This window comes from Streptomyces sp. NPDC050145 (assembly GCF_044460245.1).
Lineage (GTDB): Bacteria > Actinomycetota > Actinomycetes > Streptomycetales > Streptomycetaceae > Streptomyces.
The window spans coordinates 46,372-66,683 of the sequence record NZ_JBITJS010000015.1; the positions used below are offsets into that span (position 1 = coordinate 46,372).

At 73.6% G+C, this 20,312-nt stretch carries 22 protein-coding genes; 12 read left to right on the forward strand and 10 right to left on the reverse strand.

What is annotated here, in order from left to right; translation table 11 throughout:
- Positions 1-80 precede the first annotated feature (80 nt).
- The 3 genes from ACIBTU_RS27935 to ACIBTU_RS27945 form a co-directional block, all read right to left on the reverse strand.
- On the reverse strand, positions 81-362 hold the full coding sequence (locus ACIBTU_RS27935; RefSeq protein WP_399129427.1) for a hypothetical protein: 282 nt from the start codon (positions 360-362) through the stop codon (positions 81-83).
- 131 nt (positions 363-493) lie between these two features.
- Positions 494-1,195 (reverse strand): hypothetical protein, encoded by a 702-nt coding sequence (locus ACIBTU_RS27940; RefSeq protein ID WP_399129258.1) that lies wholly within the window; start codon positions 1,193-1,195, stop codon positions 494-496.
- Between the two features lie 202 nt (positions 1,196-1,397).
- Positions 1,398-1,637 carry a chaplin gene (locus ACIBTU_RS27945; protein ID WP_188337585.1) on the reverse strand — a complete coding sequence of 80 codons (240 nt, stop codon included), beginning with the start codon at positions 1,635-1,637 and terminating at the stop codon, positions 1,398-1,400.
- 338 nt (positions 1,638-1,975) lie between these two features.
- On the opposite strand from ACIBTU_RS27945, the gene ACIBTU_RS27950 reads away from it, so the two are divergent.
- The 8 genes from ACIBTU_RS27950 to ACIBTU_RS27985 all read left to right on the forward strand — a co-directional run bounded on the left by ACIBTU_RS27950 (position 1,976) and on the right by ACIBTU_RS27985 (position 11,466).
- A complete protein-coding gene (locus ACIBTU_RS27950; RefSeq protein WP_399129260.1) occupies positions 1,976-3,178 on the forward strand; it encodes a glycosyltransferase family 4 protein in 1,203 nt (400 codons plus the stop codon).
- 124 nt (positions 3,179-3,302) lie between these two features.
- Positions 3,303-4,766 carry an exopolysaccharide biosynthesis polyprenyl glycosylphosphotransferase gene (locus ACIBTU_RS27955; RefSeq protein WP_399129261.1) on the forward strand — a complete coding sequence of 488 codons (1,464 nt, stop codon included), beginning with the start codon at positions 3,303-3,305 and terminating at the stop codon, positions 4,764-4,766.
- A 4-nt stretch (positions 4,767-4,770) separates the two neighbouring features.
- Positions 4,771-6,120: an O-antigen ligase family protein gene (locus ACIBTU_RS27960; RefSeq protein WP_399129263.1), complete on the forward strand. Its 1,350-nt coding sequence runs from the start codon at positions 4,771-4,773 to the stop codon at positions 6,118-6,120.
- On the forward strand, positions 6,117-7,763 hold the full coding sequence (gene murJ, locus ACIBTU_RS27965) for a murein biosynthesis integral membrane protein MurJ (protein WP_399129264.1): 1,647 nt from the start codon (positions 6,117-6,119) through the stop codon (positions 7,761-7,763). The genes ACIBTU_RS27960 and murJ overlap by 4 nt, the downstream gene beginning before the upstream one ends.
- Positions 7,753-8,550, forward strand: coding sequence for a polysaccharide deacetylase family protein (locus ACIBTU_RS27970; RefSeq protein WP_399129265.1), 798 nt, complete (start codon positions 7,753-7,755; stop codon positions 8,548-8,550). The genes murJ and ACIBTU_RS27970 overlap by 11 nt, the downstream gene beginning before the upstream one ends.
- Positions 8,547-9,695: a glycosyltransferase gene (locus ACIBTU_RS27975; protein WP_399129266.1), complete on the forward strand. Its 1,149-nt coding sequence runs from the start codon at positions 8,547-8,549 to the stop codon at positions 9,693-9,695. Before ACIBTU_RS27970 ends, ACIBTU_RS27975 begins: the two co-directional genes overlap by 4 nt.
- Positions 9,692-10,345 carry a lipopolysaccharide biosynthesis protein gene (locus tag ACIBTU_RS27980; RefSeq protein WP_399129267.1) on the forward strand — a complete coding sequence of 218 codons (654 nt, stop codon included), beginning with the start codon at positions 9,692-9,694 and terminating at the stop codon, positions 10,343-10,345. The genes ACIBTU_RS27975 and ACIBTU_RS27980 overlap by 4 nt, the downstream gene beginning before the upstream one ends.
- Positions 10,345-11,466, forward strand: coding sequence for a GNAT family N-acetyltransferase (locus ACIBTU_RS27985; RefSeq protein ID WP_399129268.1), 1,122 nt, complete (start codon positions 10,345-10,347; stop codon positions 11,464-11,466). The genes ACIBTU_RS27980 and ACIBTU_RS27985 overlap by 1 nt, the downstream gene beginning before the upstream one ends.
- Here the strand turns inward: ACIBTU_RS27985 and ACIBTU_RS27990 are convergent.
- Positions 11,463-12,719 (reverse strand): glycoside hydrolase family 26 protein, encoded by a 1,257-nt coding sequence (locus ACIBTU_RS27990; protein ID WP_399129269.1) that lies wholly within the window; start codon positions 12,717-12,719, stop codon positions 11,463-11,465. The two genes, ACIBTU_RS27985 and ACIBTU_RS27990, sit on opposite strands and share 4 nt — an antisense overlap.
- 423 nt (positions 12,720-13,142) lie before the next feature.
- A complete protein-coding gene (locus tag ACIBTU_RS27995; protein ID WP_399129270.1) occupies positions 13,143-13,553 on the reverse strand; it encodes a rodlin in 411 nt (136 codons plus the stop codon).
- A 169-nt stretch (positions 13,554-13,722) separates the two neighbouring features.
- On the opposite strand from ACIBTU_RS27995, the gene ACIBTU_RS28000 reads away from it, so the two are divergent.
- Entirely contained in the window at positions 13,723-14,133 is a 411-nt protein-coding gene (locus tag ACIBTU_RS28000; protein WP_188337575.1) for a rodlin, read from the forward strand.
- An 87-nt stretch (positions 14,134-14,220) separates the two neighbouring features.
- Here ACIBTU_RS28000 and ACIBTU_RS28005 read toward each other — a convergent pair whose 3' ends face one another.
- A complete protein-coding gene (locus ACIBTU_RS28005; protein WP_399129271.1) occupies positions 14,221-14,421 on the reverse strand; it encodes a hypothetical protein in 201 nt (66 codons plus the stop codon).
- 188 nt (positions 14,422-14,609) lie between these two features.
- On the opposite strand from ACIBTU_RS28005, the gene ACIBTU_RS28010 reads away from it, so the two are divergent.
- Both ACIBTU_RS28010 and ACIBTU_RS28015 read left to right on the forward strand, forming a co-directional pair.
- Entirely contained in the window at positions 14,610-15,680 is a 1,071-nt protein-coding gene (locus ACIBTU_RS28010) for an LCP family protein (protein WP_399129272.1), read from the forward strand.
- A gap of 153 nt (positions 15,681-15,833) precedes the next feature.
- On the forward strand, positions 15,834-16,244 hold the full coding sequence (locus tag ACIBTU_RS28015; RefSeq protein WP_384625910.1) for a rodlin: 411 nt from the start codon (positions 15,834-15,836) through the stop codon (positions 16,242-16,244).
- Positions 16,245-16,343: 99 nt separating this feature from the next.
- Here ACIBTU_RS28015 and ACIBTU_RS28020 read toward each other — a convergent pair whose 3' ends face one another.
- From ACIBTU_RS28020 to ACIBTU_RS28035, 4 genes are all read right to left on the reverse strand, one after another.
- On the reverse strand, positions 16,344-16,631 hold the full coding sequence (locus ACIBTU_RS28020) for a hypothetical protein (RefSeq protein WP_399129274.1): 288 nt from the start codon (positions 16,629-16,631) through the stop codon (positions 16,344-16,346).
- A 76-nt stretch (positions 16,632-16,707) separates the two neighbouring features.
- The gene (locus ACIBTU_RS28025; protein ID WP_399129275.1) at positions 16,708-17,487 is read right to left on the reverse strand and encodes an ABC transporter permease; all 780 of its coding nucleotides are present in this window, start codon (positions 17,485-17,487) and stop codon (positions 16,708-16,710) included.
- Between the two features lies 1 nt (position 17,488).
- Entirely contained in the window at positions 17,489-18,484 is a 996-nt protein-coding gene (locus ACIBTU_RS28030) for an ATP-binding cassette domain-containing protein (protein WP_399129276.1), read from the reverse strand.
- Positions 18,485-18,513: 29 nt separating this feature from the next.
- Positions 18,514-19,182 carry a DUF4097 family beta strand repeat-containing protein gene (locus ACIBTU_RS28035; protein ID WP_399129278.1) on the reverse strand — a complete coding sequence of 223 codons (669 nt, stop codon included), beginning with the start codon at positions 19,180-19,182 and terminating at the stop codon, positions 18,514-18,516.
- Between the two features lie 254 nt (positions 19,183-19,436).
- Here ACIBTU_RS28035 and ACIBTU_RS28040 point away from each other — a divergent pair, with 254 nt between their 5' ends.
- Positions 19,437-20,168, forward strand: a complete 732-nt coding sequence (locus ACIBTU_RS28040; RefSeq protein ID WP_399129279.1) for a helix-turn-helix domain-containing protein — start codon at positions 19,437-19,439, stop codon at positions 20,166-20,168.
- Positions 20,169-20,312 lie beyond the last annotated feature (144 nt).

The following is a 20,312-nucleotide window of genomic DNA, read 5'->3' on the forward strand; positions in this document are numbered from 1 at the left end:
AGAGGATCTGGATCGTATGGGGGGAGATCGCCGGAATCCCGGCAAGGACACACCCCCGTAAAGGGGATGAATCCAGGGAGCTACTTGCCGACCGGCACGCCGCCCAGGAGGCCGCCGGGGGCGTTGAGGCCCTGGGCGGCGCCGGTGACCGTGGCGATCGCGTTGTCCTGGCGCTTCGGGTCCAGCAGGTTGGTGTTCACCGGCTGCACGTCCAGCGTCGGCTGACTCGTGATCTCGTTCAGGGCGCCGTTGAGGCTCATGGGCGGCATCGCGGGGGCGGCGTCGGCGGCAAAGGCGGGGGCGGCGGCGCCGGCCAGCGTCAGGGAGCCGGCGACAACGGCGGCGGCCTTCAGAACCTTCATCATCGTCACTTTCGTCACGGGGGTGGGGGGAGTGCGGCCTGTCCAACGAGCGGTCCCGGCTGCGGAAACGCACGACGGAGGGCCCGCCGGACGGATGAACCGTCCGGCGGGCCCTCCGGGGCCGACCGCCGCTACGTGAGCGGAGTCGCGGGCAGCGAGGACGTCGGCAGGGTCGACGTCGACGGGAGCGTGGACGTCGAGGGGAGCGTGGACGTCGACGGCAGCGTGGACGTCGAGGGCAGGCTCGACGTCGGCAGCTGCGGCAGCGCGGGCAGGCCCGGCAGGTTCGGCGCGGGCAGCCCGCCGCTCAGCAGCGTGGCCGCGACCACGTTGACGAGGTTGGTGAGGACGACCGGGGCCTGGGTGGCGACGGTCGCGGCGTCACCCGCGGCGGCCGCCTTCAGCAGGGCGTCCACGGCGGACTGGAGCGCGGTGAGGGCGTCGCCCTTCACGTCGAGCGGGGCCTGGGCGGCGCGCGGGGCGCCGGCGGCCGGGGCGTTCGGCACCGCGGGGGCCGCGGCCTTCGCCGCGTCGATCGCGGACTTCACCGCGTCGGTGTGCTTGGTGACGTCCTCGGGGGACAGCTTGCCGCCGTCCGCCTTGAGGACGGCGTCGAGGAGGTCGGTGACCGGCGTCAGGACGCCGCCGACGTCGTGCAGGGTCTTGGTCTGGGCGATCAGGGCGTCGGCGCCCGGGACCGGGGCGGACGACACGTCCGTGCGGCTGGTCGGCTCATGGGCGGAGCCCGCGGCGATGGCGGGGGCCGCCGCGCCTATCAGGAGAGTGGCGCAGAGGAGGGAGCCGGCGAGCGGCCGTACGGGAAAAGCGGACATGATGGAACCTTCCGAGGGTTTTCGGTGATGCAGCCTTCACCGTGGAATCCCGCGCGGCGCGCCGCAAGCGCCCCGCCGCCAAACGGGTAACGGCGCCTCGGAAGTGACTCCGGAAGTGACCCCGGAAGTGGTTCGGGAACGGAAACAGCCGCCCCCTCCCGGCGAGGGAAGGGGGCGGCTGCGGAAGAGTCGTGCCGAGGCGTCAGTTGTTGACGCAGGTGTTGCCGAAGGTCGGGTTCAGCAGACCGATGACGTCGACGGTGTTGCCGCAGACGTTGACCGGCACGTGGACCGGGACCTGCACGAGGTTGCCGGAGAGCACGCCGGGGGAACCGACGGCGGCACCGTGCGCCCCGGCGTCGGCGGAGGCGACACCGGCGCTGCCGGCCATCGCGGCGGCGGCCACTGCGGAGAAGACGACTGCCTTCGCGGTACGCGACATGAAACTGCTCCTTGATCGTTCTGCTCGGTCAGGGCTGGCGCCTGACGCGTGGTGCAACGGACGGGCGCGCCAAGAGTTGCGGCTCCGAACGGGTGAATGACCGTGCGTCGTTTGAACACCCGCACGTGAATCCGACGCTCGCGGAGCGGGAATTTCACAACTCCAACACACCTCGTGTATCAAGTGAAAGTCGCTTTCCTGACGTTACTGTTGGCGACCCCTAAAGGGTGGAATGCGGCACCGGGTCGACGGACAAGTATGAATTTCTGATTTCTCACCCGGTGTCGCGGTGTCGGTCTTTCAGTCATTCCTGATCGTCCGCGGACAAGGAAGAGGCGATGCATGTGACGCCCGCATCCCTGCCGCCGCGTGTCCTCCACGTGACGCAGCCGGTCGACGGCGGTGTGGCCCGTGTGGTCGCCGATCTCGTACGTCTGCAGCGGGCCGCGGGGATGCGGGTGGCGGTTGCCTGCCCGCCCGCCGGCGCCCTGCCCGCGCTCCTCGACGCCGCGGGGTGCGAGGTCCTCGACTGGGCGGCCGTGCGCTCCCCGGCCCGCGGCGTGCGCGACGAGGTTCGCCGCCTCAGCGAGCTGGTCACCCGTACGGCACCCGAACTGATCCACGCGCACAGCGCCAAGGCGGGCCTGGTCACCCGGCTCGCCGTGCGCGGCCGCGTCCCCACCGTCTTCCAGCCGCACGCCTGGTCCTTCGAGGCCGTCGGCGGTCCCGCGGCGCGGCTCGCCCTGAACTGGGAGCGCTTCGGGGCCCGTTGGACCACCCGGCTGATCTGCGTCAGCCGCGCCGAACGCGACCACGGGCGCCGGCGCGGGGTGCGCGGCCCCGTCAGCCTCGTGCCCAACGGCGTCGACCTCGGCCTCTTCCACCCCGGCACCGGCACCGAACCCGCCCCCGAGGGCCTGCCCGAGGGCGACGGTCCGCTCGTCGTCTGCGTGGGACGGCTGTGCCGGCAGAAAGGCCAGGACGTCCTGGTCAAGGCCTGGCACGAGGTGGGCCGGCAGGTGCCCGGGGCCCGCCTCGTCCTCGTCGGCGACGGGCCCGACACCGCCCGGCTGCGCGCCGCCGCCCCGCCCGGCGTCACCTTCACCGGCGCCGTCGCCGACCCCACCGCCTGGTACCGGGCCGCGGACCTTGTCGTCCTGCCCTCCCGCTGGGAAGGCATGGCGCTCGCCCCGCTCGAGGCCATGGCCTGCGGAAGCCCCGTGCTGCTCACCGACGTCGACGGGGCCCGCGAGAGCCTCCCGCCGGGCCGGGCCGCCGGCTGCCTGGTCCCACCGGGGCGGCCCGAGGCCCTGGCCCGCGCCCTGGCCCGGCTGCTCGCCGACCCCGGGAAGCTCGCCGCCCTCGGCGCGAGCGCCCACCGCCACGTCCGCGAGCACCACGACGTCCGGCACACCGCGGCGGCCGTCGCCGACGTCTACCGCGACCTCCTGGAGCCGGTCCGGAGCTCCCCGTCCGCGCCCCGACGTCCGGCACGCCCGCTCGACGCACGGGAGGCCGGGACAGGCGGCTCCGCCACATGACCCGTTCCTCCGCACACCGATCGCACGCACCGACCGCCGCTGCGCCCGCGCTCCGCGCGGACGACGGGGAACTCCGGACAGGCCCCGGGCGGGAGGCCACCGAGCAGAGAGAGCCGATCGCGACGTGACCCCGGAACGCACCGCCGCCCCCTCGGCCGGCCCGCTGGGAGGCTTCTCCGGCACCGTCGTCGCTCCGCGTGCCGCCGGCGGCGCCGCCGCGCTCGCCCATGACGGCGGCCGCCCCCGCGACCGGCCCTCCCGCGCGGTCCTGGTCGCCTCCGACGAGATCGCGGCCCTGCTCGCCACGCTCGCCCTCACCGAGGCACAGCGCGGGCCGCTGGTCCTGGCCGCGTTCGTGGTCCTCGTCCTCGTGCTGCACGCCGGCGCGGGCCTGTACCGGTACAGACCCGAGCCGTACATGCTCGACGACCTGCCCGCCGTCGCCGGGCGCGGCGTCCTCGCCTGGTGCGTGCTCGCCGCCGGGCTCGCCACGCTGCCGGGGCGGATCCCGCTCGGGCTCACCGCCCTCGCCACCGGCTGCGCCGCCCAGGTCGCCCTCGCCCTCGCCGGGCGGGCCCTCGTGCACCGGCGCCGCCGCCTCGCCCTCGTCCGCCGCCCCGTCAGCACCCTCCTCGTGGGGTCCGAGGCGCAGGCCCGCCGCGTCGCCGCCGCCCTCCAGCGCCACCCCCGCAGCGGCGTACGGCCCGTCGGCATCGTTGGCGACCCGGCCGACGGCGCCGAGCGCGAGGACGGCGACCTGCCCGAACTGCCGGTGCTCAGCACCCCCGGCGACGTACGCCGCGCCGTCATCCAGAACGGCGTACGGCGCGCCCTCGTCCTCGGCGGCTCCGGCGCCCCCGAACACCGCGCCCGCCTGCACTGCCTGTCCGAACTGCGCTGTGAGATCTGGGAACTGGACCCCGACCCCACCCCGTACGTGCCGCTGCGCGCCCGGGGCGAGGACGGCCTCGCCGGCTTCCGGTGCCGCCCCCTCGCCGGGCCCTGCCTGCCCGTGCATCCCGGCAAGCGCGCCCTCGACGTGAGCGTCTCCGCCGTGCTGCTCGTCCTGCTCTCGCCCCTGCTGCTCGGCTGCGCGCTGTGGCTGCGGCTGTGCGAGGGGCCCGGCGTCGTGTTCCGGCAGGAGCGGATCGGCAAGGACGGGCGGCCCTTCACCCTGCTGAAGTTCCGCACCATCCGGCCCGCCGACGCGCTGGAGTCCGCGACCCGCTGGAGCGTCGCCGACGACCGGCGCATGTCCCGCTTCTGCCGCTTCCTGCGCCGCACCTCCATCGACGAGCTGCTCCAGCTGTGGAACGTCTTCCGCGGCGACATGAGCCTGGTCGGCCCCCGGCCCGAACGCCCCTACTTCGTCATGAAGTTCGGCGAGACCCACCCCGGCTACGGCGAACGCCACCGCGTCCCGACCGGCATCACCGGACTCGCCCAGATCAACGGGCTGCGCGGAGACACCTCCATCGAGGACCGCTGCCGCTTCGACAACGCCTACATCGACCAGTGGTCGCTGTGGCGGGACATCACCATCCTGCTGCGCACGGCCGCCGAGTTCGTCCGCCCCACAGGGAGCTGACCCGGTGACAGTCCTGCCCGCCGCCCTCACCGCGCCCCGGCCCGACCCGGTCCGCGCCCTCCTCGCGGCGGTGCGCCGGGCCGGGCCCGTCCTGCCGGTGCTGCTCCTGATCGCCATGCTGGGCCTGCCGCTCGACACGGGCGGCGCCCAGGAGGGCAGCGGCGGCACCCCCGCCGACGCCGTCTCCGGGCTCCTCGTCCTTTTCTGCGCCGTACGGGCCGTGCGCATCCGGCAGCGCCCCTTCACCCGTACCGCCCTCCTCGTGCTCGCCATGCCCGTCGTCGGCGTCGCGATCGCCGCCCTCGGCGCGGGCTCGGTGGACAACGCATTGTTGGGGACCGCGCGTTACTACCAGATCCTCGTCCTCGTCCCCGCCGCCGTGCTGCTCGCGATCCGCCACCGCGACGACTTCCGGCGCGTCGCGTGGGGCCTGGTCGCCCTCGCCCTGTGGCAGGGCGGGATCGGCGTGCACCAGTACCTCACCGGGACCGGGGCCTCGTACGCGGGCGAGGACGTGCGGGCCGTCGGCACCTTCGGCGCCACCGACGTGATGGGCATGTCGACCGTCGTCGCCTACGGCCTCATCTGCTCGGTCGCCCTCGCGCTCGGCGGCCGCGCCCCCCGCGAACGGCTCGGGGCGCTCGGATGCGCGGGGCTGCTCGTCGTGCCGCTCGCCCTGTCCTTCAGCCGCGGCGCCTGGATCGCCACCGCCGTCGTCGTCACCGTGCAGGTCGCGTTCACCGGACTGCGCCGTGCCGCCCGCCTGTTCACCGCCGCCCTCGCCCTCGGCGTCGTCCTCGTCGGTGGCCTGGGCGTCGGCACGGACATGCTCCAGGAACGGTTGAGCAGCATCACCCAGGTCTCCGCCGCCCCCGACCAGTCCGTCACCGACCGGTACACGATGTGGGCCGCCGCGATCGACATGTGGCAGGAGCACCCCGTCACCGGCGTCGGGCTCAAGAACTTCCCCGCGTACCGCGACAGCCACGCCTCCCTCGCCCTGTCCTCCGGCAGCGACGTCGCGGGCGCCGGCCAGTCCTACCGCCGCCAGCCGCTGCTCTCCCCGCACAACATGTACCTGCTGGTCCTCAGCGAGCAGGGCCTGCTCGGCCTGTGCGCGATCGTCGGCGGCTGGACCGCCCTCCTCGCCCTCGGCCTGCACCGCCTGCCCGCCGCCCGCCGCGGACCGGGCGGCCTCGACTGCGCCCTCGTCGCCTGCGGGCTCCTCGTCTGGCAGCTCATCGACTTCGCGTACGCGGACATCGGCGGCCCCTCCACAGTGCTGACCGCGGTCGTGTTCGGCCTGTCCGCCTGGTGGGCGCTCGCCGACCGCGGGACGGCGGCCCGCGCATGAATCCCGTGGAGCCGATGACCCCGGCCGGCGACGACACCCTCGCGAAGGTCCCGGCCCAGCCCGGCCGGGACGCTCCCGACGGGCACCGGGCCTCGAACTCGTTCCTGGCCCGCGCCGCCCTCCTGACCGCCGTGCTCTCCGCCGCCGGGTCGATCCTCGGGCTCGGCCGCGACCAGGCCCTCGCCCACCTCTTCGGCGCCGGCAGCGAGACCGACGCGTTCCTCGTCGCCTGGACCGTCCCCGAGGTCGCCTCGACCCTGCTCATCGAGGACGGCCTCGCCTTCATGCTGGTCCCCGCCTTCAGTGCCGCGATCGCCGCCCGTGCCCGCACCGCGCCGGGCGCCCCCGACCCCGTACGGGCCCTCGTGGCGGGCTCGCTGCCCCGGCTCGCGCTCGCCTTCGTCGCCGCGTCCGTGCTGCTGATCGCGGCCGCCCCGCAGATCGTGGCGCTGCTCGCGCCCGGCCTGCCCTACCCGCGGCTCGCCGTCGACTGCACCCGCCTCACCGCGACCTGCGCCCTCACCTTCGGGCTCACCGGCTACTGCAGCGCCGCGCTGCGCGCCCACAGCAGCTATCTCGCGCCCGCCGCGATCTACGTCGCGTACAACACCGGCATCATCGTCACCCTCTTCGTCCTCGCCGACCGCTGGGGCGTACGGGCCGCCGCCGCCGGAGTCGCGGTCGGCGGCTGCCTGATGGTCCTCGTCCAGGCACCCGCCCTGCGCCGCCGCCTCGCCGTGGCGGCCGACACCGGCGTACGGCCCGCGAAGGAGTCCGGGGCCCGGCCCATGGACCTTTCGCTGGTCGCGACCGTGCTCCTGTTCGCGCTGTGCCGCCAGGCGCAGGTCTTCATCGAACGCTTCCTCGCCTCCGAACTGCCCTCGGGCGCCATCTCGCACCTCAACTACGCCCAGAAGATCGCCCAGTTGCCGATGGTGCTGTCGCTGATGCTGTGCACCGTCACCTTCCCCGTCGTCGCGAAGGCCCTCGCGCGCGGCGACACCGAACGGGCCCGCGACCGCGTCGAGCGGGACCTCGCGCTCGCCGCCTGCATCGTGCTGCTCGGCACCACGGTCGTCTTCGCGTGCGCCCCGCAGATCGTCGAAGTCCTCTTCCAGCGCGGCGCGTTCACCGCCCAGGACACCGCCACGACCGCCGCCGTCATGCGCGTCTACTCGCTCGGCCTGCTCGGCCACTGCCTGGTCGGCGCGCTCGTCCGCTCCTACTTCTCCGCGGGCCGCGCCACCTGGTACCCCGTCGCCGCGATGGCCGCCGGCATGGTCCTCACCGCCGGCGCCGGCACCTGGGCCGTCGGCGCCTGGGGCATCGGCGGCATCGCCGCGGCCAACGCCCTCGGCATCACCTTCACCGCCGCCCTGCTGCTCACCGCGATGGACCGCCGCAGCATCCCCGTACGCCTGCCCCTCGTGCTGGGCGAGCTCGGCAAGACGGTGCTCGCCGCCGTCGCCGCCACCGGGGCCGGGCTGCTGAGCGCGGACCGCTTCACCGCCCCCGTCGCCTCCCTCGCCGCCGGCTCCCTCGCGAGCTGCGCCGCCTTCTGCCTCCTCCTGTGGGCCCTGCACGTGAGGGCCTTCGCGCCCGCCGTCCGCACCGCGACCAGAAAGCTCCGCCATGCCCGCTGACACCGTGCTCCGGCAATCGGCGCGGTCCCGGCCGCGCGACCTGCTGCCGGGACGCTCGCCCTGGGTGGTGATGTACCACTCGGTGGACGACTGCGCCGACGACCCCTACAACGTCACCGTCACCCCCGCCCGCCTCAAGCAGCAACTGCGCTGGCTGCGCTCGCGCGGTCTGCGCGGCGTCACCGTCGGCCAGCTCCTCGACGCCCGCCGCCGCGGCACCGGACGCGGCCTCGTCGGCCTCACCTTCGACGACGGCTACGGCGACTTCGCCGAGAACGCCCTGCCCCTGCTGCGCCACTACGACTGCGCCGCCACCGTCTTCGTCCTGCCCGGCCGGCTCGGCGGCGACAACGCCTGGGACGCCGACGGGCCCCGCAAACCCCTGCTCTCCGCGCAGGGCATCCGGGCCGTCGCCGCCGCCGGCATGGAGATCGGCTCGCACGGCCTGACCCACGTCGACCTCACCCGCGTCGACCCCGAGCAGCGCCGCGCCGAGATCGAGCGCAGCCGCGAGCGGCTCGAGGAGATCACCGGCCGCCGCGTGCACGGCTTCTGCTACCCGTACGGGAGCGTCGACCGGGCCACCGCTGACGCCGTCCGCACCGCCGGCTACCGCTACGCCTGCGCGATCTCGCCCGGCCCGCTCACCGGCCAGTTCGCCCTGCCCCGCGTCTTCGTCGGCGAACGCGACACACCCTGGCGGCTCGAACTCAAGCGCTGCGTCCACCCCATCCGCCGCCGCCCCTGGCCCACCGGCGAGGCCCTGCACGGGGAGGCCGGCCGATGAGGGCCCTGCACGTCATCACCGGGCTCGGCGCGGGCGGCGCCGAGCAGCAACTGCGCCTCCTGCTGCGCCATCTGCCCGGCACCCACGACGTCGTCACGCTCACCAACCCCGGCCAGGTCGCCGAAGGCCTGCGCCACGACGGCGTCCGCGTCGCCGACCTCGGCATGGCCGGCAACCGCGACCTCGGCGCCCTGCCCCGCCTCACCCGCCTCGTGCGCACCGGCCGCTACGACATCGTCCACACCCACCTCTACCGGGCCTGCCTCTACGGCCGCATCGCCGCCCGGCTCGCCGGAGTCCCCGGCATCGTCGCCACCGAACACTCCCTCGGCGACACCCAGATCGAGGGCCGCCCCCTCACGCCCGGGGTGCGCGCCCTCTACCTGGCGGGGGAGCGGCTCGGCCGCGCCACCATCGCCGTGTCCCCGGCGGTCGCCGGCCGGCTGCACCGCTGGGGCGTCGCCCCGCACCGCGTGCACGTCGTCCCGAACGGCGTCGACGTGGACCGCTTCGCCTTCGACGCGGCGGCCCGCGCCACGACCCGCGCCCGCTACGGTCTCCCGCCGGACGCCTTCGTGATCGGCGGCGTCGGCCGGCTCGTCCCCGGCAAACGCTTCGACGTACTCATCGAAGCGCTCGCCCAACTGCCCGGCGACGTACGCCTGTTGCTCGTCGGTACGGGGCCGGAGGAGGCCGCCCTCGAAGCGGCGGCCCGCACGGCGGGCGTCCGCGACCGGGTCGTGTTCACCGGCGAACGTCCGCACACCGCGGCCACCGCCGCGGCGGGCCCCGACCTGCCCGCCCTGTTCTCCGCCATGGACCTGCTCGCCTCCCCGTCCACCGACGAGGCCTTCGGCCTGGCCGTCGTCGAGGCCCGGGCCTGCGGCCTCCCCGTCGTCCACGTCCACTGCCCGGCCCTCGACGACCTGCCCGGCGCCCGGCAGCCGGCCGACACCGTCCGTGTCCCGTGCGAGGCGGCCTCGTTCGCCCGGGAGACCGAGGCGGCCCGCACCCGCCCGCCGGCCCCCCGCACCCCCGCCCGGGCCGCCCTCCACTACAGCATCGCCCGCAGCGCCGCCCGCCACCTCGGGGTCTACGAGGCCGCTCTGGGCGCCGCCCCCACCCCAGGAGTGAACACCCGATGACCGACACCGCGCGCACCCCGTTCCACCGCGCCGCCCGCCGCACCCGCTCCGTGCCGCGCTGGTGGCCGCTGCCCGCCGGGATCCTCCTCGGCGCCCTCGCCGGCGGCGGCTACGGCCTCGCCGCCACCCCCCAGTACACGGCGACCGGCTACGTCATCGCGGTGCCCACCGAGAAGGCCGACCCGATGTCCGCCGTCGGCTTCGCCCAGGCCTACGGGAAGGTCGCCACCCAGGTCGCCGTGCTCAGCGACGCCCAGGTCGCCGCGGGCGTGCCGGTGGCGACGCTGCGCTCCAGTGTCCGCGCCGAGACCTCGCCCGACGCCCCCATGGTGTCCATCTCGGCGACCTCCGCCGACCCCGCCAAGGCGATGGAGATGGCCAACGCGGTCGCCCGCGCCCTCACCACCGAGGCCGCCCACACCAAGGACGACACCCACGTCGAACTCCTGCGCTTCACCCGCGCCGTGAAGCCCACGGAACCCTCCACCCCGTCCGCCGCCCTGACCGCCCTCGTCGGCACCTGCGCCGGCGGCCTCCTCGGCGGCCTCGCCCTGCTGCTGCGCCCGCGCCGCGAACAGGAGCAGCCCCCGGCCGCCACGGTCCCGGCCCCGGCACCCGCGGCCGGCGCGGCGGTGCGGGGCGGCGCCTGATGGCGGCCCCGTCGTCCGGGGTCACGCTCTGCACGAGCGGCGACGCGTTCGGCGCCCTGCGCGAGGAATGGACCCGCCTGCACCGCGCCTCCCCGGCCGCCACCCCCTTCCAGACCCACGCCTGGCTCCACTCCTGGTGGCTCTCCTACGGCCACCGGGGCGCCCTGCGCGTCGTCCTCGTCCGCCGCGACGGCCGCCTCGTCGCCGCCGCCCCCCTCCTGCGCAGGCTGCGCCCGGCCCCCGTCCTGACCACGATCGGCGCCGCCCTCTCCGACTACGGCGACGTCCTCGCCGACGCGAGCTGCCCCGAGGCCCTCGACGACCTCGCCGCCGCCCTGTGGAAACTCGCCGCGACCAGCGCGATCGACCTGCGCGAGGTGCGCCCCGGCGCCGCCGCCGAGACCCTCTACGCGCGCTGGCCCGGCCCCCGCCGCCGCCTCGACGACTCGCCCTGCCTCGACCTGCCCGCCCTCCCGATGGACGACCTGGTCGGTCGGCTGCCCCGGCCCCGCGCCCAGCGCGCCCGCGCCAAGCTCCGCAAGCTCGACGCGGCGGGCGTCGAACGCCGGGTCGTCGCCCCGGACGAGGTCGCCGGATCGGTCCGCCGCCTCCTCGACCTGCACCGGCTCCAGTGGCAGCAGCGCAAGGTGACCACGGAGCATCTGCGGCCCCGCTTCGCCGACCACCTCGTCCGCTCGGTGACGCTCATGGCGCAGAGCGGGGACGCGCACGTCACCGAGTTCACCCTCGACGGGGAGGTCGTCGCCGCCGACCTGACCCTGCGCTCCCCGCACCTGGCCGGCGGCTACCTGTACGGCGCCCACCCCGGCCTGCGCGAACGCAAGATCGACGTCGCCACCATGCTGCTGCGCTCCTGCACCGAGCACCTCCAGGACGGCGCCCCGCCCGGCGTCCTGAGCCTGCTGCGCGGCACCGAGCCGTACAAACTGCACTGGCGCCCCGAACCGTCCGTCAACCAGCGGCTCCTGCTCGCCCGCCGCCCCAGCGCCCCGCAGCTCGCCGTCCTGCTCGCCGAGGACCGCGCCCGCTCCCGGGCCGGCGCGGCCCGCCGCGCCTGGCGGCAGAGGCGGGCCGGGAACCCGCAGGAGCGGGCGGACTAACTGCGGTCCGGGAGCCGCTCCCACCAGTCGAGCCGCAGACACAGCGTGCCGCCGATCCAGTACTCGACCCAGTCGCCGAGGTGCAGCGGCGTGCAGTTCGGCGGCCGCGTCGGCGGCAGCGTCGGCGTGACCGGGGGCGGCGTCGTCTCCGGCGCGGTGGGCGTACCCGTCGTCTCGCGCCCGGTCAGCGTGGCCCGGTACACCTCCGACGCCCGCGGATTGTCCGAGCACTGCCACACCCCGTGCGGGCAGTAGTCGGTCAGCGTGTTGTAGACCGGCTTGTGCTCGTCCATCCAGGCCAGCATCCGCCGCATGTACTCCGCGTTGTCCCCGTTGCGGAACAGCCCCCACTCCGGGTACGAGACGGGCTTGCCGTGCGCCTTCGCGAAGTCGACCTGCGCCTGCAGCCCGTACGGCTCGGAGACCTGCTCGTCGAAGGCCATGCCGCGCGGCTGGTCGTAGGAGTCCATCCCGATGATGTCGACGGTGTCGTCACCCGGGTAGCACTGCGTCCACGGCACCGCGTCCCGGCCCCGGCTCGGCGTGAAGTCGAAGCGGAACTTCTGCCCCGGCACCGAGCGCATCACGCCCACGATCCGCTTCCAGTACGCCTTCCACGCCTCGGGGTCGGGCCCGCAGCGGTGCGTGTACGTGATGCCGTTCATCTCCCAGCCGAGCACGAGCACGGTGTCCGGGATCCTCAGCTCGACCAGCCGCTCGGCCAGCGCCTTGAAGTGCGCGTCGAAGTCGCCCGCCGCGCCCCGCCGCAGCAGCGACCGCACCTGCGCGTCCGGCACCCGGTCCTCGTTGCGCTCCAGCATCGGCACGTTGAGCACGAAGATCCGGTCGTCGCGCTCCGTGCGCCACTTCGCCCAGTCGTCGAGGAAGGTGGGCGTGCCCTCGATGTTGCTCCACCGGTCACCGGGCAGATACGTGTGCCCGACCCGCAGCTCGGCCCCGCCGAGCCACTGCGACAGCCGCTCCATCCGGGTCACCCCGTCCGGCCCGTAGTCCAGGTACGCACCGAACGCGGGGTACTTCGCGGCAGGGGCGGACGCCGGGGTGGCGGGAGGATCGGCCGGGACGGGAGAGCCGCTCGGGGTCGCCGTGGCCGACGGGGACGGATCGTCCCGGGGCGCTCCCGTCGCCCCCGGCGCGGCCACCGCACCGGCCGCGAACACCAGGGAGGCCAGCGCCCCCGCCGCGATCAGCGGCAGTCTTCCGCGGTATGTCCCTCGGCGTGGTCGGGCCATGGCTGCTCCTCGTGGTGCACTCACTGCATTCCTGACACTTAGTCATGAGTGCCCCCGTGGCGCCATCCGGGATCCGCCCGATACGGCCGGACGGGGCGGGAGTGGGCCGTACGGGGCCGTCGTCGCTGGTCGGGGCCGTGCACCGCGCATCCGTACGCCGTGGACCTCCTTGGGGTGACGGCTCGCGCGAACGAGTGAACCGGTTCGGCCGTGCGGCCCTGCCGGTGGTCCACTGAGACCGGCTCCATGGGACCGGCCGCAGCCGCCCGCCTCCAGCCGACGGCCCTCCAGCCGTTGGGCGGGCGGCTGCGGCCGCCGGTTGTACGGCACGGACCGCCACGTCCCGCACGCCAGGTACGCGAAAGCCCGGGCCGCCCGTCGTCGAGACGGGCGGCCCGGGCCGTGTTGCGGGGGTCAGGCAGATCAGCCGTTGCCCGCACCGTTGCCGGAGAGGACCGGGATGTCGCTGAGGATGTGCGACAGCGGCTCGTCGCCCTTGGCCTGCGTCGAGTTCTCCGTGCACTGCTGGTTCTGCGGGTTCGACAGGACGTTGACGTCCTGGACCGCGATCGGCACGACGCCCAGGATCGAGCCGACGTTGCCCTTGACCGGCAGGCCGACACAGGGCTTGTTCAGCGAACCCTGGACCAGGCCGAGCTGCGGGCTCATGTCGCCCTCGGTCACGGAGTTGCCGAAGGACTGCGAGGCGCCGTTGCCGGACAGCGACGTCGTGCCCGTGTCGTCGCCGATGGCGAGGGCCTGGGTAGCGCCCGCGGCCGTGACGCCGACGACGGAGACCGCGACGGCGGCGGTGGCCATAACCTTCTTGAGCATTTGCTGTTCCTTTTCAACAGGCACCGGTTGCTGCGACCGGGACAACTGCCCGGGGTGCCGAGAGGTTCTCCGGATTCACTCGAATGCCCGAATGTGCGCAACCGATCGCCCGCCGCGGAGTTGACCCGGGTGCCTCCCAGCAAAAGCGAATGAAGGGGAACCCCTCACCATGATGAAGAAGGCGGCCGCCGCTGCGGCCCTCACCGCGTCGGTCATCGGTATGTCGGCCGCGGCCGCCCCGTCGGCCCTGGCCATCGGCAACGACGGCGGCACCACGTCGCTGTCCGGCAACGGCGCCTCGCAGGCCTACGGCAACTCCGCCACCTACGGCAACATGAGCCCGCAGATGGCGCTCATCCAGGGTTCGCTGAACAAGCCCTGCATCGGCCTGCCCGCCAAGGTCAACGCCGGCTCGATCCTGGGCGTCGTGCCGATCTCGGTCCAGGACGTCAACGTCCTGTCCTCCCCGCAGAACCAGCAGTGCACCGAGAACTCGACGCAGGCCAAGGGCGACGAGGCTCTCTCGCACATCCTGGACGACATCCCGGTCCTGTCCGGCAACGGTGCGGGCAACCACTGATCACACCCCGATCAGGTCGGGCCGCCGGTCTTCCGGCGGCCCGACGCCGTTTCCGGCCCCGGACGGTCCCGGACGGTCCCGGACGCCTCAGGGCGAGGAGTCCGGCCAGCAGTCCCGGCCGGCGATCCGGCGCCACTCCTCGTCGTAACAGCTCGGCAGCGTCCTGCCGCGCTCGCGCCACTCCGCCATGAGCCGTGCGAAGACCGGCTCGCTCTCGGCCGCGTCCGACGGCGCCCGGCTGGGCGGAATCAGCGCCCGGTACCTCCAGCGTTCGTGCGACTCTCCCATTTCATCGCCTCTCGCTCTCCGGTGGTCGTTCCCGTCCCCGTCCCCTTACCTCCCCGACGGCCTTTCTCAATCGCCGCCTGAGGCAAAAGGGTTGCCTTTGCGCTGTGCGGCGTGACATTCGCGGGCGGAAATACGAATACGCCTACTCTCGTCCCTCATTCCATCCCCTTTTCTCCGGCGGAGCGGCAATGAAGCGGAACGAAAGACGGCGCGGCCGGCGCGGCGGACTCATGCTCGGGGCGCTCGCCCTGGGCCTGCTGACCTTCTCCGGGGCCGCGGCCGGCCCCGTGGCGGCGGCCCTGCCCGCCCGTGTCGACGTGTTCGGCACGCTGAAGAACCGGCCCGCGGCGGGCCCCGGCACGACCGTCCTGCTGATGGGCACCGACGGCCGGGACACCATCTCCCGCGCCGAGAAGGAGCAGTTCCACGCGGGCGGCGTGGCCTGTGGCTGCAGCGACGTGATGATGCTCGTCCACATCTCCCGGGACCACGACCGGATCAGCGTCGTCAGCCTGCCCCGGGACTCCTACGCGGACATTCCCGACGCCGACTCCGCGAGAACCCATCCCGCGAAACTCAACGCGGCCTATCACGAGGGTGGTCCGGCGCTCGCCGTGCGGACCATCGAATCGATGACCGGCGTCCGCATCGACCATTTCCTGCAGATCGATTTCCGGCGCTTCATGGACAGCGTCGACACGGTCGGCGGCGTGGACGTCTGCACGTCCCGGCAGTTGACCGACTCCGCCACCAAGCTCGACCTCGCCCCCGGACGCCACCGCCTGGCCGGCGGGCCCGCGCTCCAGTACGTGCGCTCGCGCCACGTCGACAACGCCGCCGACCTGGGCCGCATCCAGCGCCAGCACCGCTTCCTCGTCAACACCCTGCGCGGCGCGGGCCTGCGCGACGCCCTCGCGGACCCGGGCCGCGCGATGGACCTCGTCTCCACGGTCCTCGGCTCCGACGCCCGCGTCGACCAGGGTTTCGGCCCGGACCAGTTGCTGTCCCTGGCCCGCGATCTGCGCCGGGTGCCGCTGTCCCGTACGGAGTTCGGCACCGTGCCCATCGCCGGGTTCAACCCGGTGATCGAGGGCGCCGGGTCCACGCTGCGGTGGGACGACAAGCGCTCCGCCGCCCTGTTCGGGAACATGCGCGAGGACCGGCCGCTGACGCCCGAGGATTCGCAGACGCAGCCGCTGGACCCGCCGGACATGAAGGTCCAGACGATCGTGCACGGCGACACCCTGGACTGTGCCTGAGCCCGTTCCGACCTGGCACTGGTCTGCGAGCGGCCCCCGGTCTGTTCGAACGGTGATAGGCCGAACGGGTTCCCGGGCGCAACTCCCGTGCCGCTGCCCAGTTGTTCAGCCCGGACCCCGCAATCAGGGTTCACCGTTCTGAAGGGAAAGCACATGAAGAAGCTGTGGGCATCCGCCACGATCGCGGCGTCCGTCGCCGGCCTGGCAGCGGTGGCCGCCCCGCAGGCCATGGCCATCGGTGACGACACGGGCACGACGTCGCTGTCCGGCAACGGCGCCGAGCAGTCCTTCGGCAACTCGGAGACCGAGGGCGACATGAGCCCGCAGCTCGGCCTGGTCCAGGGTTCCCTGAACAAGCCCTGCATCGGTCTCCCGGCGAAGGCCAACGTCGGCTCGGTCGTCGGCCTCCTGGTGCCGGTCGCCGTCCAGGACATCAACGTCCTGTCCTCGCCGCAGAACCAGCAGTGCACGGAGAACTCGACGCAGGCCAAGGGCGACGAGGCTCTCTCGCACATCGTCGACGACATCCCGGTCCTGTCGGGCAACGGCGTCGCGAACCACTGACGTTCCGCGTACGGACACACCTGAGGGGCAGCCGCTGTGGTGCGGCTGCCCCTCTGTCGTGCCCGTATCTGTGTGGCTGTGTGCTGTGCCTTGCGGCGGTCAGCCGACCGCGGGGAGCAGGCCGGTGACCGGGGCCACGAGGTCGGTGGCCTGGTGGAGCTGGTTGAGGTCGTTCAGGTGACTCAGGCCGCTCAGCTGCTCCCGTGCGGTGGGCAGTTCGGCCTTGTGCTCGGCCGGGACCCCCAGGGTGGAGACCTGGTCGAGGGTCGCGATGGGGGAGATGGGCTCCACGCCGGTGAGCGGAGCGGCCTGCGCCGCCGGGGCGGCGAGGGCGCCGGCTCCGACGGCGAGCAGGGCGGCGGTGAGAGCGCGTCGAGGTGTGATCATGCATCTCTAACGCTCCGTCCGCCGCCCCGGACACGGTCCGCGCCGCCCGCCCACCCGGCGGGCCCACGCCCGCGGGTCACTGCTGCGGCTCGCCCTGGAACTTCGCGGCGGACCAGAAGTAGCCGAGGACCGCGAGGCCGAGGCACCAGCCGACGGCCAGCCAGCCGTTGTGCCCGATCTCGGTGCCCTGGAGCAGTCCGCGCAGCGTCTCGATCGCCGGGGTGAAGGGCTGGTACTCGGCGATCGGCCGGAACCAGCCGGGCATCGAGTCGAGCGGGACGAAGGCGCTGGACAGCAGCGGGAGCAGGATCAGCGGCATCGCGTTGTTGCTCGCGGCCTCCGCGTTCGGGCTGATCAGCCCCATGCCGACCGCGATCCAGGTGAGCGCGAGCGAGAACAGGACGAGCAGGCCGAAGGCGGCGAGCCACTCCAGGACCGTGGCGTCCGTGGACCGGAAGCCGATGGCCACGCCGACGGCGCCGACCAGGACCACGCTGGCCACCGACTGCAGCACGCTGCCGATGACGTGCCCGATCAGGACCGAACCGCGGTGGATGGCCATGGTGCGGAAGCGGGCGATGATGCCCTCGGTCATGTCGTTGGAGACGGAGACCGCGGTGCCGATCGTGGTGGAGCCGATCGTCATCAGCAGGATGCCGGGGACGATGTACGCGATGTAGGCGTCGCGGCCGGCTCCGCCGCTCATGGTGTCGCCGAAGATGTAGACGAACAGCAGGAGCAGCATGATCGGCGTCAGCAGCAGGTTCAGGGTGAGCGACGGGTAGCGCCTGGCGTGCAGGAGGTTGCGGCGCAGCATCGTCGAGGAGTCACGTACGGCGAGGGCGAACGAGCTCATGTCAGGCCTCCTGGGTCAGGGTCTTGGTCTGGCTCTTGGTCTGGGGCTTGGGCTGGGCGGGGACGCCGGCGCCGCCGCCGGTGAGGGCGAAGAAGACGTCGTCGAGGTCGGGGGTGTGCACGGTCAGCTCGTCGGCCTCGACACCGGCCGCGTCGAGCCGGTCGAGGACGGAGCGCAGGGCGCGCTGGCTGCCGTCGCTGGGGACCTGGAGGGAGAGCGCCTCGTCGTCGGCCGCGGCGCCGTTCAGGGCGCCGGCCGCGCTGCGGTAGGCGGCCGGGTCGGTGAAGCGGAGCCGGACGTGGCCGCCGGGGACGAGCCGCTTGAGCTCGTCGGCGGTGCCCTCGGCGGCGATCGTGCCGTCGTGCAGCACCGCGATGCGGTCGGCGAGTTCGTCGGCCTCCTCGAGGTACTGGGTGGTGAGCAGGACGGTGACGCCGCCGTTCACGAGCTCGCGGATGATGCCCCACATGGTGTGGCGGGAGCGCGGGTCGAGTCCTGTGGTGGGCTCGTCGAGGAAGATGATGCGCGGGTCGCCGACGAGCGTCATGGCGATGTCGAGGCGGCGCTTCATGCCGCCGGAGTAGGTGGACGCGGGCTTCTTCGCGGCGTCCACGAGGTCGAAGCGTTCGAGGAGTTCGGCGGTGACGCGGCGGCCCTCCCGCTTGGAGAGGTGCTGCAGGTCGGCCATGAGGAGCATGTTCTCCTCGCCGGTGATGAGCCCGTCGACGGCGGAGAACTGGCCGGTGACGCCGATCGCGGCGCGGACCGCCTGCGGGTGGGTGGCGAGGTCGTGGCCGCCGACGCGGATCGGGCCGCTGCCCGGGTCCGCGGAGACGAGGGTGGAGAGGATCTTGACGGTGGTGGTCTTGCCGGCGCCGTTGGGGCCGAGCAGCGCGAAGACCGATCCTTGCGGGACGGCCAGGTCGACGCCGTCGAGCACGGTCTTGTCTCCGTAGGCCTTGCGCAGTCCGGTCGCCGAGAGGGCCAGGTCGGTCATGGCGGTTCGCTCCTTGGGTGGGTGAGGGGTCAGAGGGCGCGGGCGGTGATGTCGCCGTGCGAGGTGGTGGCGCGGACGGTGACGTCCGGGGTGCCGCCGTCGTGGACGAGGGAGTTGGCGACGCGGCCGTAGGAGGTGCCGGCGTCGAGGGTGGCGTTGCTGCCGTGGGCGGTGTCGACGGTGATGTCGCCCATCTCGGTCTTCAGGTCGAGGTCGCCGCGGGCGGCCTCGGTGACGGTGATGTCGCCCTTCTGCGTACGGACGACGGCGGAGCCGGTGAGGCGGCCGAGGGTGATGTCGCCGGCGGCGACGGTGACCTGGGCGGCGCTGCTCTCGTCGACCTTGACGGTGGCGCGGGCGGCTTCGATCGCGAGGTCGCCGAGCCGGCCGACGCCCCGGATGTCCGCGTCGGCGGTGTCGATGACGACCGGCGAGCCGGCCGGGAGCTGGACGGTGATCTCGACGGCGCCGGACGGGCCGAAGAGGCGGTTCTTCGGGTCGCGGGCGGCGATGCGCAGGGCGCCGTCCGCGTAGCCGACCTCGATCTCCTCGGCGGCCTTCACGTCGCGGCTCCGGGCCGGGTCGGCCGGGCGGACCTCGACGACGGTGTCGGCGCGGTCCGCGGCGATGAGCTGGAGGCGGCCGGCGGGGACGGCGAGGGTGGTGCGGACGGGGTTCGGGGTGTCGAACTTCTGCATGTGACTCACTCCTGCGGTGGTGTTCCGTTTGTTTCTGACATCGAAAACGCTACGTTGCATTTACGGGGCTGGCAACAAGCTTGTTGCATCAAAACCCGGTAACCGCAGGTGAATCGCGGGATTTCATTGCAATGGTTCTGCGAGGAACGCAACGCGTCATAGGGTGTTGCGTTGCAATGGAATGAGAGTGAACGCTAAGGTGGCGTCCGCGGACAGCGTCGAGGGCAGCACCGAGGACCATGAAGGAGGCCGCGATGCCGGGCGGCAGGCTCACCCAGCAGGAGCGTCACCAGATCGCACAGGGGCTGGGCGACGGCCTCGCCTACGCGGAGATCGCCCGGCGCCTGGAGCGCCCGACCTCCACGATCACCCGCGAGGTCATGCGCAACGGCGGCCCCACCGGCTACCGCGCGGACCTCGCCCAGCGCGCCACCGGGCACCGCGCCCACCGCCGCAAGGCGCCCGGCGCCGCCGCGGGCCAGGCCGGGCCGGCCGGTGACACGCAGCGGGCCGAGGCCGTACGCGCCTACGAGGAGACTCTGACGACGGTCTTCATGGCGTCCGGGACGCCCCGCATGATGGCCCGGGTCATGGCCTGCCTGGTGATCAGCGAGTCCGGCAGCCTCACCGCCGCCGAACTCGTCCAGCGGCTCCAGGTCAGCCCGGCGTCCATCTCCAAGGCCGTCACGTTCCTGGTCGGTCAGGACCTGGTGCGGCGCGACCGCGACGAGCGGCGGCGCGACCGCTACTCCATCGACGACGACGTCTGGTACCAGTCGATGATGGCCAGCGCCCGGTCCACCGCCGAGATCGCCACGACGGCCCGCCAGGGCACCGGGATCCTCGGCACCGACAGCCGGGCCGGGGTTCGCCTGGAGAACATCGCGCGGTTCCTCGACTACGTGTCCGAGAGCCTGGTCCGCGCCTCCGACCAGGCCCGCGACATACTCTCCGCCCGCCGCGAGGCCGAGGACGGGCAGGCCTAGGAACGCCGACGGCCCGCCCCCGGAAGTCCGGGGGCGGGCCGTCGGTTCACGTGGCCGCGCGGCAAGGGGTGATCCCACGCCGGGCGGTCGCACTCGCCCGGGTGATCCCTGCCGCGCAGAGTCAGGCTAGTCCCGGGGTGTCGC